The organism is Nostoc sp., from assembly GCF_036917515.1.
GTDB lineage: Bacteria > Cyanobacteriota > Cyanobacteriia > Cyanobacteriales > Nostocaceae > Nostoc.
This window is the reverse complement of record NZ_JBALDE010000161.1, coordinates 1-13,503: the sequence shown is the minus strand read 5'-3', so window position 1 is coordinate 13,503 and position 13,503 is coordinate 1. Positions and strand designations below refer to the sequence as shown.

At 42.0% G+C, this 13,503-nt stretch carries 11 protein-coding genes and 1 pseudogene; 7 read left to right on the top strand and 5 right to left on the bottom strand.

Annotated features, from left to right (window positions below):
* Window positions 1–65 precede the first annotated feature (65 nt).
* On the bottom strand, window positions 66–980 hold the full coding sequence (locus tag V7K89_RS21055; RefSeq protein ID WP_335190535.1) for an AraC family transcriptional regulator: 915 nt from the start codon (window positions 978–980) through the stop codon (window positions 66–68).
* A gap of 207 nt (window positions 981–1,187) precedes the next feature.
* On the opposite strand from V7K89_RS21055, the gene V7K89_RS21050 reads away from it, so the two are divergent.
* Together V7K89_RS21050 and V7K89_RS21045 are read left to right on the top strand one after the other, a co-directional pair.
* The gene (locus tag V7K89_RS21050) at window positions 1,188–1,937 is read left to right on the top strand and encodes an SDR family oxidoreductase (RefSeq protein WP_335190533.1); all 750 of its coding nucleotides are present in this window, start codon (window positions 1,188–1,190) and stop codon (window positions 1,935–1,937) included.
* Window positions 1,938–1,985: 48 nt separating this feature from the next.
* Window positions 1,986–2,984: an aldo/keto reductase gene (locus tag V7K89_RS21045; RefSeq protein WP_335190531.1), complete on the top strand. Its 999-nt coding sequence runs from the start codon at window positions 1,986–1,988 to the stop codon at window positions 2,982–2,984.
* Window positions 2,985–3,078: 94 nt separating this feature from the next.
* Here V7K89_RS21045 and V7K89_RS21040 read toward each other — a convergent pair whose 3' ends face one another.
* From V7K89_RS21040 to V7K89_RS21030, 3 genes are all read right to left on the bottom strand, one after another.
* A complete protein-coding gene (locus V7K89_RS21040) occupies window positions 3,079–3,702 on the bottom strand; it encodes a PadR family transcriptional regulator (protein ID WP_335190529.1) in 624 nt (207 codons plus the stop codon).
* Between the two features lie 1,220 nt (window positions 3,703–4,922).
* Window positions 4,923–5,378, bottom strand: a complete 456-nt coding sequence (gene tsaE / locus V7K89_RS21035; protein WP_335190527.1) for a tRNA (adenosine(37)-N6)-threonylcarbamoyltransferase complex ATPase subunit type 1 TsaE — start codon at window positions 5,376–5,378, stop codon at window positions 4,923–4,925.
* 196 nt (window positions 5,379–5,574) lie between these two features.
* The gene (locus V7K89_RS21030; protein WP_334906942.1) at window positions 5,575–6,978 is read right to left on the bottom strand and encodes a gluconeogenesis factor YvcK family protein; all 1,404 of its coding nucleotides are present in this window, start codon (window positions 6,976–6,978) and stop codon (window positions 5,575–5,577) included.
* Window positions 6,979–7,153: 175 nt separating this feature from the next.
* On the opposite strand from V7K89_RS21030, the gene ruvC reads away from it, so the two are divergent.
* Window positions 7,154–7,645, top strand: a complete 492-nt coding sequence (ruvC, locus tag V7K89_RS21025) for a crossover junction endodeoxyribonuclease RuvC (RefSeq protein WP_335190525.1) — start codon at window positions 7,154–7,156, stop codon at window positions 7,643–7,645.
* Between the two features lie 750 nt (window positions 7,646–8,395).
* Here ruvC and V7K89_RS21020 read toward each other — a convergent pair.
* On the bottom strand, window positions 8,396–8,773 hold the full coding sequence (locus tag V7K89_RS21020; RefSeq protein ID WP_335190523.1) for a hypothetical protein: 378 nt from the start codon (window positions 8,771–8,773) through the stop codon (window positions 8,396–8,398).
* A 923-nt stretch (window positions 8,774–9,696) separates the two neighbouring features.
* On the opposite strand from V7K89_RS21020, the gene V7K89_RS21015 reads away from it, so the two are divergent.
* The 4 genes and pseudogenes from V7K89_RS21015 to V7K89_RS21000 all read left to right on the top strand — a co-directional run.
* Window positions 9,697–9,867, top strand: coding sequence for a hypothetical protein (locus V7K89_RS21015; RefSeq protein ID WP_335190521.1), 171 nt, complete (start codon window positions 9,697–9,699; stop codon window positions 9,865–9,867).
* A 90-nt stretch (window positions 9,868–9,957) separates the two neighbouring features.
* A complete protein-coding gene (locus tag V7K89_RS21010) occupies window positions 9,958–10,095 on the top strand; it encodes a hypothetical protein (RefSeq protein ID WP_335190518.1) in 138 nt (45 codons plus the stop codon).
* 236 nt (window positions 10,096–10,331) lie between these two features.
* On the top strand, window positions 10,332–10,865 hold the full coding sequence (gene infC, locus V7K89_RS21005) for a translation initiation factor IF-3 (RefSeq protein ID WP_012412604.1): 534 nt from the start codon (window positions 10,332–10,334) through the stop codon (window positions 10,863–10,865).
* A 291-nt stretch (window positions 10,866–11,156) separates the two neighbouring features.
* Window positions 11,157–13,412: pseudogene (locus tag V7K89_RS21000) on the top strand (MFS transporter); the annotation flags it as partial.
* Window positions 13,413–13,503 lie beyond the last annotated feature (91 nt).

Genomic DNA, 13,503 nt, shown 5'->3' with positions numbered 1-13,503 from the left:
TTCTTGTTGTCTCCCTTGTCCCCTTGTCCCCTTGTTCCCTTTGTCCCCTTGTCTCCCCTGCTCCCTCATCCCTCATCCCCAAAAACTCCACTTTTGAACCGAGCCATATCACGCAACGGTGGTGCGCCAAACAACCGACTGTATTCACGGCTGAACTGTGAGGGACTTTCATAACCCACGTAATGACTAGCTGTTGCCGCATCCATACCTTGCCCCAGCATCAGGCGACGGGCTTGTTGAAGCCGAAGCTGTTTTTGATATTGCAAAGGACTCATGGTGGTGACTGACTTGAAGTGATGATGTAGGGACGAGGGACTCATGCACGCTTCACGAGCGATCGTATCGATCCGAAATGGTTTTTCGTAGTTCCATTTAAGCCAGTTGATCGCTTTGCTAATTGCTTGGAGTTGTTTATCGACTAAAGCAATCTGTTGCAATCTAGCACTGTGTTCGCCTGATAACAAACGATAGAGAATTTCTCGAACAATCAAAGGTGCGAGGATAGCAATATCTTCAGGTGTTTCCAACAATCGTACAAGTCGGATTGCGGCATCAAGCAGTTGGGGGCTAACAGGATTAATAGACAAAGCCGGTTTTAGTGGTTGGTTAGTGGGAGTGTCTAGTTTTGTCTCCATCATTAATGTGCTGAGTTCTGCCGGATCTAAATCGAGGCGAAGGCACAGATACGGAACGATTGGCGTTGCCTCAATCACTTGACTGACGACAGGCAGATCGATGGATACCACCAAATATTGGTCTTGACCATAAACATATAAATTGTTTGCCAACATTACCTGTTTCTTGCCTTGAGCGACAATGCACAGGGAAGGCTCATGCAGGTCATGAAGAGGCGGAGTTGGTTGTGAGGAGGAAAACAAGAACAACCGCTCGATCGCTGTGGGATGGACACCATCACCATTACTGTTCTGTGCAATCAGAGCGGCTAACTCGGACTGCTGTTTTCTAACAGTCTGTTCCATAATGTCGTTTGAAATCCTTATGAAACTAATATTCAGAGCAGCCGTAATCTATTCAGCCGCTTAGGTCAGCTTATCTTTTTATGAAAAACAATAAAGGAAAATGCAGGATTAGGCAAGAATTCCGCAGGTTCAGATTACCGCATCAAGCTTTGACTCTCTTAGATTAAAAGTGTGCTAGAAAGTACAACCATTTGGAGATACGGTTTTATGACTACCAACGAAAAGACTGGCAAAGAACAGAAAGTCGTACTGATTACAGGTGCAAGCAGTGGTATCGGTGAGGCGACAGCACGTCTACTCGCTCGTAAAGGCATCCACGTCATCCTGGGCGCACGACGTACCGAGCGGCTAGAAACCCTCGTAGCGACAATCCGCTCTGAGGGAGGCTCGGCGGAGTATCAGATCCTTGATGTCACCGATCGCGCCAACTTCCAAGCCTTTGTAGAATTTGCTCAGAGCAAGTTTGGCCGTATTGATGCGATCGTCAACAATGCAGGCGTTATGCCGCTCTCGAAACTAGAAGCACTGAAGGTTGATGAATGGAACTGGATGATTGACGTGAACATCCGTGGCGTACTCAATGGCATTGCTGCTGGGCTACCGCTGATGAAACACCAGGGATTTGGCCAATTCGTCAACTTGTCCTCCATTGGCGGACATGCTGTGTGGCCAACCTCCGCTGTTTACTCAGCTACCAAGTTCGCCGTGCTGGCAATTTCGGAGGGGCTGCGTCAGGAAAATACTGACATTCGCGTTACAGTTATTTCGCCAGGTGCAACAGAGTCGGAATTGGCAGATAGTATAACTGACGCAGAAGCCGGCAAAGGAATGGTGGAATTCCGCAAGATTGTGCTTCCGGCTGACGCGATCGCCAGAGCGATCGCCTTTGCAATCGAGCAACCGGATGACGTTGATGTGAATGAGATCATTGTCCGCCACACGGTCAGTCCATATTAAAAAGAGTTTTAAACCCAGCAAAAAAGCAAAACAATTGAAAATCTAAATATGACTACCCAAAATCAAATTCAACCTCGCCAACTTGGTTATAAAGGTCTAACTGTTTTTCCACTGGCTCTCGGATGTATGGGTATGTCTGGTGTGTACGGTGCAGCAGACGAAAACGAAAGCATTGCAACTATCCAGGCAGATCTCGACCACGGGATGACATTATTGGATACTGGCGATTTTTATGCCAGCGGGCACAATGAGATGTTAATTGGTCGAGCAATCAAGGATCGTCGAGACAAAGCCTTGGTTTCAGTGAAATTCGGCGCTTTACGTACTCCTGATGCTGGATGGCTTGGTATAGATGCCCGTCCATCTTCAGTGAAAAATTTTGTCGCTTATAGTCTTACCCGATTGGGAGTAGACCACATTGACATCTACCGCCCGGCTCGATTAGACCCGCAAGTTCCCATTGAAGACACCATCGGCGCGATCGCCGAACTAGTCACGGCTGGCTATGTCCGATATATCGGATTATCGGAGGTGGGAGCGGACACCATCCGCCGCGCCCACGCTATTCACCCCATCAGTGACCTACAAATCGAGTACTCCCTAATTAGCCGTAGTCCTGAGAGCGAGATTTTTCCTGTACTAGAAGAACTTGGTATTGGCGTGACTACTTATGGTGTGCTGTCACGAGGACTGTTAAGTGGCTCCACTCCAGGCACACAGGGCGATTTTCGTGCTTATTTACCACGCTTCAGTAAAGAAAACCTTGCCCAGAACCAACGCCTGATCGAAGAACTAAACCAAATTGCTGCCGAGAAAAAAATTCTTCCTTCGCAGTTGGCTATTGCCTGGGTACTTGCAAAAGGCAAAAATATTGTGCCAGTTATCGGCGCACGCAAGCGTACTCAACTTTCTGAATCGTTGGCGGCTTTGCATGTGAACCTATCCCCAGAAGAATTAACCCGCATTGAAGCAGCAATTCCCGCATCTGCGATCGCAGGCACTCGTTATGACAAACATCAGATGCAAATGCTGGACAGCGAACGCTAATGCGATCAACAACGTAGGCAAACTACTAGAGGGTTGGAGTAAGCACTAAAGTGCTTAGAAAATAAGGATTAAAGTCTTTACTACGAGCCTATACTTATTTTTCAGCTAGAATCGCGTAAATTTCCCGTTTAACTTGGTCTAAAAGCTCACGCACCCGATTTATCCGCTCCATATTCCCACTACGAGCAACCTGCACCACCGCAGCAGCTAATTCTGTTGCGGCATTCCGTAACTCAATAAACTCTTGGGGCTTACCTGTAACAAAACTTTTGAAGGTATCCCAAGGAGAGTCTGAAGGTTCTTGTTGGGCACGTTCTGCCAATAATTGTCTACCCTCATCCGTAATCGTGTAAATCCGCTTGCCACCTTCTTGTGCGCTTTTGAGATAACCGCCTTCTTCCAGCAATTGCAGTGTTGGATAGACTGAGCCTGGACTGAGGCGACGGAAACCACCATAGCGAGTTTCCATCTCTTTAATCAGGTCGTAACCATGACTAGGATGCTCGGATAACAATTCCAGCAGAATGAACTTGATGTCACCCCGACGAGTCCGATATTCATCTCCCCAACCACGACCAAACATTTCATTATCAAAGCGTTTGTCATGATGTCTACCATGATGCTTACCATGTTGAAACCAAGACCTGAGCAATGAATCCTCTTCGCTAATTCCTGCCCATGCAGGTGCGCCAAAACGTGACCGAAAATGTCTAAACATAAGTGAATCTCAAATCAACTTTCTCTAATATACGATATATCGGAACATATCGCGATATATCGGAATAGAATTTTGATGAAGATTTGTAACGAAAGCAACTTTGACTAGCTAAGAATCTGTACTTATTTGACAAAAGACTCTATCTACGACGTTTAATCGTAGATTAAGCATTTTTGCTCAACGATGAAGTAATAGGTGTAACAAAGAGTTCACTCCCAGACCAAACCCTGTATTTTTACATGGTTTGGTTTTTTCATGAAAACAGCTGTAATACATCTATCAGGAATTAAACATTTTTGAAGAATAAATAAGCCTTAAACCCTTGTGGGGTAAGGTAAATACACCCAATGCCCGAAAACGCCTGAAACATAGATATATCAATAAACCAAGCAAAACGATGTCAAAATCCTTTGGGATATACGTTTGAGGTCATTTTATCGGTGTTTTTTGCCTAAGTCCCACTATCTTGTATTTCTAAATAAAATATGTATAAATACGAGATATTTTAGTTAATATTTTCTTGAAATTGGTGCTAATTACAGATGTGAATATAAGAATTTATTGCTAGTTAAAATTATTAAAACTAATTTTGTAAATTTATAAAATACTTTATTTTTTTGTATAGATTGTGAACTAAACTTGGGAATACTAAGTATAAGAAAAGTTAAAATTATACAGAAACTGATGATTGCTTAACTTTTTTTACTAGCATTCACTGCTAAATAATCTAAATTCCTTTTTTGAACTACAGTAGGGAACTAATCGGGTTCAATCGAAGCTGACTAAGTTCTCTCAAAACTCTCATTGAACCCAACAACAGTTTATTTACACTTGCTTAATTCGTATACCAACCATCTAAATCAGTTTTTAACTGCTGATTACAGCAATAAAACTAGTAGATGCCTGTATCCCGTTTAGTTAAAACTCACTTTTGATTTAATACTATTCGGATAATATAAACTCACCTGGATTCAAGGGAGTGAAAGAAAAAATAGTCTCCCTTTTAAAAAAGCCAGTGTGTTGCCAACTTTCTTAAAGTTATAGGGACAGGTGTTAGCAAAGCTTACCACCAGTTTTCTATTAAAGAAAAGCTGATTAAATATTTTTTTGGTTGAGATAACAATGTTAGTAACTGACAGTGGCGAACGTGGAAGTGGCAGATAGAACGAGTGTTGCAGTCAAAAAAGTGAAATACCTTCTACTTTAGTCGTGAGATGAATTTAAATCGCGGCAATGACTTTGCTAATGGCGTAATTGAATGGTGTGAGTTCGACTTGACGAGTGCCTTCATGTCCATAAGTCAAACCCACGCTCAGATAACTATCTGGCTTGTAGGGTAATCGTTCCGCCCATTCAACTGCCACAATTCCTGGTATGACTTCAATACCTTCCCAGTAACTTTCTAAATTTAGGGTTGCAACTTCTTGCGGTTCTAAGCGATATAAATCTAGATGGTAAAGGGGAAAGCGCCCTTCCGTGTACTCATTAATCAGCGTAAAAGTCGGACTGACAATGGGTTCAGTAATTCCCAAACCTTTACCAATACCTTGAACTAAAGTAGTTTTACCAGCGCCTAAATCACCTTCTAATAAAATTACACTGCCAGGTGTTAGAGATTCGCCAAGAGTAATACCTAAGTGCAGGGTTGCTTCTGTATCTGCAAGAAAAATTTTCATAATTTGTCATTTGTCATTTGTGATTAATCCTTTGTTTATAGAACTTACGCAAAAATCGCTTAAAAGCTTAATTTGTCGAACCGCCTTTCCTTCTCTACGAGAGGCTGCACCAACGGAACGCGTAGCATCTCGTAGAGAAAAATTCATAGAGTGTGCGTAAGTCCTAGTTTAGATTAATGACTAATTTTCATTTTCCTTAATTTTGAATTTTGAATTTTGAATTTTGAATTCCCCGAAGGGGCTGACTTCTACCGTACCACCGCAATAATACTTGTGCTAGTTTCTGGGGATTGTGACGTACAAAACCTGTTTCATCTTCATACAAAACATTAGCTGGAACAATCCGTCGCCCTAGCTGAGTTACTGCTTCTCTATCGAGGAAAACGGGATGAGAGTTTTGTTGGGCGTAGCGGATGAGTGATTGCTCTGAGGGGGATTTTTTGTGTATCAGTACAGCATCAAATAGCCGTCTTTGTCCACAAGCAGCATCAATTGCTCTGATGTGGTCGGCAACAGTGTAGCCTTCAGTTTCTCCTGGTTGAGTCATTATATTGCAGATATAAATACGGGGGGCATCTGATTGAGCGATCGCATCGGCAATTTCTGGTACTAGTAAATTAGGAATTAGGCTTGTATAAAGGCTACCTGGGCCAATAATGATGTAATCAGCTTCTTTAATTGCCTTAATAGCTGCTGGCACCGCCGGAGGATTAGCCGGAATGCAGCCAATTTTGACAATTTTACCGCCAGCTTTGGGAATACTAGACTCCCCCTCAATACGACGACCATCGGCTAATTCTGCCCAGAGGCGAACATCACTGAGAGTTGCTGGTAGTACTTGTCCTCGCACCGCTAGAACTTTAGAACTGGCTGCAACTGCTTGTTCTAAATCTCCAGTAATATCACTCATTGCCGTTAAAAACAAATTGCCAAAACTGTGACCCGTTAACCCATCTCCAGCCCGAAAACGGTATTGAAACAATTCTGTTAATAACTTTTCTTCATCTGCTAGTGCAGCCAAACAATTGCGAATATCCCCTGGTGGTAGTACTCCAAATTCTTGACGCAAACGCCCAGAAGATCCACCATCATCGGCAACAGTGACAATTGCAGTAATATTAGCGCTGTAAGTTTTCAGTCCCCTCAACAACGTAGAAAGTCCTGTACCACCACCAATTACCACTATTTTTGGGCCTCGGTACAATCGACGATGAGCCAGCAAGACATCAATGAGTTCCTCTCCGCCCTCAGCTCTTAGTACCTTAGTAATTGAGCCTACGGTGCGAGTTTGTCCCCAAAGCACTAACAGCAAGCCGCCAAGCAGCACCAAAGGTCCACTAATATAGTTCGGTAAGAGGTTGGTAATCACTCCCAAGAAACCTCTAACCAACTCAATCATCCAAAAAATTGGAGTCAGCTTAATCCAAATGGCTAACCCCAAACTCGCTAGCAGTACACCCCCAACACTAATCAATAACCAACGTTTTACCGATAGTCCAGGGGATAACCATTTGAACCACTGGTTAACCCGATAAGAAGTACGAGAGCGCGACTGCTTTTGCAGGGCGTTGAGGGCTTGTCTGAGAAAACCAATTGACATACCTGATTTGGAGCAGTGCTACAAACAATAATTAACAGAAAATCTACACCACTTGGTTTAAAACACTAGGCGTGAAACTATTATATTTGTCTAATCCTATTAGACTAAGAACAAGTCGTGAAGATTGCCAGTATTTCTAGTTAAACAGTACCCTGGCTTGGTAAAAGTGAATTTAATGGAAAAACGAATTTTAGGATTAGATCCAGGACTGGCAATTTTAGGATTTGGGGCAATTAGCTGCACACAAAATCTCAACAAGGTGCAAGAGACTACAGTAAATATGCTGGATTTTGGAGTAATTAAAACGTCAGCAGATGTAGAAATGGAACAGCGCTTATGTACCTTGTTTGATGATTTACACACCCTGATAGAGGAATTTCAGCCAGATTTAGTAGCGATCGAGAAACTATTCTTCTATCGTATGTCAAGTACAATCTTGGTTGCACAGGCGCGGGGTATAGTCATTTTAGTGTTGGGTCAGCGTCGTCTTCCTTATGTAGAGTTTACTCCAGCTCAAATTAAGCAAGCTTTAACAGGCTATGGTAATGCTGATAAGTCAGAAGTGCAAGAGGCGGTGGCGCGGGAGTTGGATTTAGATGAAATTCCTAAGCCAGATGACGCTGCTGATGCTTTGGCAGTGGCTTTAACGGCTTCTTATCAGCTGTAGTTATGTAAGTAGGTCGGCGTAAAAATTTGTCGTTGGGATATGGCAGAAGGCAGGAGGGTTTTGGTCTACTTTATCTTTATTTACATAATTTGGTTTTATGTGCCAACTTACTTAGCATCTGTTGTTTCTATTAATTCGTCTTCATTAATTATGTGGAGATGATTTGTGGATTTCAGTTTGACGATAGTCTAGCGTTCGTTGTTGAGCAGATTGTTGAAGTTTCCATTAATTCCACTTCTCCTAAGAGCTAATTTGTAAACTCAAGTAAAGTACTTGTCTAATAAGGGTTTCAGGTATTTAAGTCAATACAGCACTTATTCGCTGAAACTCAGACATAGCAATGAATTGAGTACCCTTAAGATTTTCTTTACGAATCAGCTCTAAGAGAAGCAACGTTTGAAAAGTTGGTTACTTCGCTTTCTCCAGGTACAAAAGTTTCCATTAATTCCACTTTTCCTAAGATAAGCGATTCAACTTCTGCGAGTAAGAACAATGGCTACATACAAACACGGATTTAGTTTCCATTAATTCCACTTCTCCTAAGAGAAGCAACTCGACATACAAGGTAGCGTATGGCTGAAGGGCAAGTCCGGGCATTTATCAGGAACCGGGATAATCAGGGATTGTAAAAAGCTATTCGTCGCCCAGGAATTAAATTACAAAATGTTTTTCCTGACGGATTCAATGATTACCATTGCATATTTGCGAAATATTGCAGAGGTCATTAAAAGAGAGTCATTAGTTAAAGTGTTACTTTAATCTAAATCCATTACTCTTTGCAGCCTGGCAAGCTAGTACAAGGTTTTTGTCTTGTGCTAGCTTGCTTTGATAGAAGTTTCTCGCATATACAGGTTTCCCATCTTTTCTTGCTGGTACAAATTTACCAGATGGATAAGGTAAAATGCCTTGATAATATGCTTCACCCATTGAGCATTGCACTGGTGAGAAGCTTTGAAACCATAAGGTATTGTCATATATATCTAGCTCCGCCATTGCTACCACTAAATAGCCTTCACTTGATACATCGTACCTCTCTAATCTAACTGTTATTCCTGTCTCTTCATCTACAAAACCATTATGAGAAAAAGTTGATTCTTTCTCTGCTTTTACTGGTGACGATATAGCCAAGGTACAAGTGATTGCAAGTATGTTTAAGAGCTAATTTGTAAACTAAAGTAAAGTACTTGTCTAGTATTGGTTTCAGGAATTTAAGCCAATAAAGCACTTATTCGCTGAAACTCAGACCTAGTAATGAGTTGAGTACCCTTAAGATTTTCTTTACGAATCAGCTCTAACAATAATTTTTTCATATAATTTAATTTCATATCAATGCAACTATCTTGGCTTATTTTTCGGTAATACATAATGATATTTTCACTGAATATATACAATAGTTTACATTAATTTCATTTCTCAATTTGAATGTATTCTTAACAAAAATAAATATAATGATCTGCGAAAAAGACTCTATAAACAAGTGAAAGTTTCAGAAGACAGCCTACAGTTTGATCCCCTCAGCCGACACACGTTTAACCCAAATTGAAACTTGGGGAGAACCACCAGTTACAGAACTACCAGGTTCAACTATTATCTGATTTACTCCTCTTAGGTCACTCTTAGAGAAGGAAAATTAGTTTCAGTAATTACCATATTTAATGGGTATTATTTACGGTACTATCTATATAATTGATGGCTATGAAGGCGATCGCCTGAACCGATCAACTTTGATTGGAAATGAGCGATCGCTTTTTGCTTGAAGGTTAACTTGTGATGTGTAGCTAGATGTCGCTGGGCTTAATTTACTGTATGGCAATAACTATATTTAAGTGTAACTGTCAACTACCAATGCCATAAAGTCTAAGTTAATCTAGCTTATGTAACTGGGAATAATCATCTAAGTAGCTTAGATTATAAAATATACAACTAAGTAGAATTCCCGACTGCTTATAGGGTTGGACTTAGAGTAAATACTTGCTATGTCTGATTTTCTCCTATCTTGCAATAGTGTATTAATTCGCTAGTCCATAATCTGTCATCTACAGCGATCGCTCATGCCATTTAGCAATTTCACAAATCCTTACAAAAATCCAGCTGACATACCAGAGATATACCGTCAGCACATGAACTTCCAGAAGTTATTTAAATCATTTTTTCAACTGATGCCTGGTGTGTTATGTGTACTGATGGATGGACTCTACAGACGACAAGGCGAATCTTATTAACTATCGTGGAGAAGAATAGATCACGAGTATACTGGGTTTTGGCACTACGAACAAAAATAGTTCATCAAAGATTTGGGTGTTGGGGACATAATGCTTTCTCTAAAAGCCCACGAACCATCACTGATACTGGACTCTCTTTCACAAAACGCTCAAGGGCTAGTCCTGATGATGTTACTCAATGCGCTCACCTACGGTGGGTGGTTACGCCATCGCAAAAAGTTTTACTAAATAATTGTAATAATATTTAATATGAGTCTAGGTTGTCTAATTTAGATTAACTATTGCAGAGAAATTCTCTCAGACTGAGTAAAATGACAAATACAACGAGGCAACTATTTTATAGATTAGTTACCCTAGAACTGGAGACTATGTTTTCAGTCCTGAGTTACTTCTGTATTTTGCCTCTGAGGCATACCAATTTAGACCACACCAAATCCTTCATTTAAGAGCTCCCACAAATCATAATGCCTGTGATTGAGAAGAAAAGAACTCGCGATCTGCCCCAAATTAACGAACGAATTCGCTTCCCGAAAATTCGGGTGATTGACACTGACGGTGCCCAACTGGGAATTATGCCCCCACAGGAAGCACTACAACTAGCAGAAGAAAAAGAGCTAGATTTGGTGCTAATCAGCGATAAAGCTGACCCGCCAGTTTGTCGGATTATGGACTACGGGAAATACAAGTTTGAACAGGAAAAAAAGGCGCGGGAAGCCCGGAAAAAGCAGCACACGGCTGATGTCAAAGAAGTTAAGATGCGCTACAAAATAGAAGAACACGACTACAACGTGCGTGTTAAGCAAGCAGAGCGCTTTTTGAAAGATGGCGATAAAGTCAAAGCGACTGTGATGTTCCGAGGTCGAGAAATTCAACACAGCGACCTAGCAGAAGATTTGCTCAAGCGAATGGCAACGGATTTGGAGCCTTTTGGTGAGCTTCAACAAGCGCCTAAAAAAGAAGGACGAAACATGATGATGCTCATCTCGCCTAAAAAATAATTCTTTAACTGTTTAATAGACCAAGTTTGAAAATCCCCTGACTTTTAACCAGGGGATTTTTTGATGTTGTTTCCATGCAACATGCGCCCAATGTGAGGTTGTATCAATTTATCTAAAATCGATAATTCTGAAGGCTGAGTGGGAAACATAATACTCAGTTGCTCAGGATTTTTGCTATTTCCAGGGCTGGGAGGACAAGGGGAGACAAGGGGACAAGGAGGACAGGAGGTATATTTTTTCCCTGCTCCCCGCTCCCGATTGCGCGGTGATACTACCAGAAAATAAAACTGCATGGAACTGAAAAATCACTGGTTGGCTGCAAATAAAGTTGCTTTACCACGACTACTACAGTGGGTGAATCTCCGACCAGAGGAGAGCGAACGAACCCAGATAATGTTTCTTTTTTATACAATTGTATGTGTAGGATTGCGGTGGGCAGAAGACAGTACGGTGGCGCTGTTTTTGGATGAATATGGGACTCATCTACTGCCATGGATGTATATTGCTAGTGCGGCAATGAGTGCTGGACTGGTTTTTTTATACTCTTGGCTGCAAAAGATTTTTCCCTTACGTCGGGTAATTGTGGCGATCGCACCTTGCATGTTGATGCCATTAGTTTTATTAGTTGTATTACGTTGGGGATCGCATTTTTCCTACCTGGCAGTGATATCGGCATTTCTGCTGCGGCTGTGGGTAGATGCACTTTATGTGGTCAATGACCTCAACACTTCCATTGTTGCCAACCAAATATTTAATATTCGGGAGATTAAACGGACTTACCCACTGGTGAGTAGTGGTCTTTTGGTAGCAGATGTGATCAGTGGCTTTAGTTTGCCTTGGCTATTGCAATACACCACACTGAATAAGATCATCTTCATCGCCTGTATGGTGATTTTATTAGGATCGGGGATTCTATTCTATTTAACTCATCACTATCGAGCAGCTTTTCCGGAAACTCCACAAAGACTAATTCCCGAACAACAAGCTTCACGAGAGCGTTTCATTAAAAGTCCGCTGAAGCGGTACGTTTGCCAGTTGTTTGCTTTTGTGGGTCTATTGCAAGTTATTGGGTTGTTAATAGATTTTCAGTATTTACGCGAACTCCAATCTAATTTGAACGACCGAGAACTTGCGAGCTTTTTGGGTCTTTTTGGTGGAATGTTAGGACTGTGTGAGTTGTTGTTGCAGTGGTTTTTTTCCAGCCGCCTCATCGAACGAATGGGGGTATTTTTCACCGCCACGCTTTTACCAATCACTGTCGGCTTTTCACTCCCAGGAATGCTGGTATTGCTACATTTAATTCCAGCCATCCAATCGCAAAGCTTTTTCTGGGGTTTGATAATTGTCAAATTCTGCGACGAACTTATGCGCTACACCTTTGTCATGAGTAGCGGTCCCATCTTGTATCAACCAATTCCAGAGGCAATTCGCAGCCGGATGCAGACTTTATCTGGTGGAACAGCCGAAGCGATCGCTACAGGTTTGACAGGAGCGCTAATTTTTGCAACTATCTTGTTTTGTGGGCAGTTTGTACCGGAACCACTACAAAAATGGGTGTTAGTAGCAGAAACAATGCTGATAACTGGCACTTGTTTAACAGTAGTTTGGGAATTGCGATCGCGCTATGTGGAACTGTTAGTCTTGAGTGTGGCGCGGGGTCACTTGAGTGCAACCAATGTCGGCTTACGATTTTTCAAACAGGGTGTAGTCAAAGCTTTAGCAGAAAAAGGCTCTGAGGCTGATAAACGCTCTTGTATTGAACTTTTAGCCCAAATTGACTCCCAAGGAGCTGCGGAAGTTTTAGCACCTCTACTATTAAAGTTAACCCCAGATTTGCAGCGCCAAAGTTTAGAAGTAATGCTGATGGGGGGTGTAAATCCGGTTTATTTAGCCGCCATCCGTCCTTTGTTAGAACAATCCCAAGAAACTAATCCTGAAGTTTTTGCCTTAGCGCTACGCTACGTTTGGCTGGCTGAACCAAATCCCAATTTAAGCCTCTTAGAAGGATATTTACATCCCCGGCAAAACTCACTCATCCGCGCCACCGCCGCCGCTTTAGTCTTACGCCAGGGAACGCCGATGCAAAAGGTAGCAGCTACTCAAACCATGCGCCGGATGCTGACTCATAAGCAAGAACGGGAACGGATGAATGGAGTTAGAGCGCTCAGAGAAGCAGTTTATTTGCAGGCATTGCGGATTCACATCCCGAATTTATTACAAGATGAGTCCTTACGGGTGCGCTGTGCCGTATTAGAAATGATTGCCGCCACCCATTTAGAAGAGTACTATTCAGCACTGATTGCAGCACTTTATTACAAATCAACCCGCACTACAGCCATGTCAGCCCTAGTGCGACTAGAAAATGAAGCTTTAGAAATGCTGTTGCGGTTAGCAACCAATATTTACAAACCAGAAGTAGTACGGATGTATGCTTGGCGTACCATTGCTCAAGTCGGTACCCAGCAAGCATTGGAGATTTTATGGGAAAAGTTGGAAACATCCTGGGGTACAACTAGAGATCATATTCTCCGCAGCTTACTAAAAATAACCTGAGTTCGGGATAAGGAAAGGAGCAGGTAGTAAGCTGAAAATAGCGTTAAATCCAGCACCTGCCCTATGTTTAGTTTAGAAGCATTAT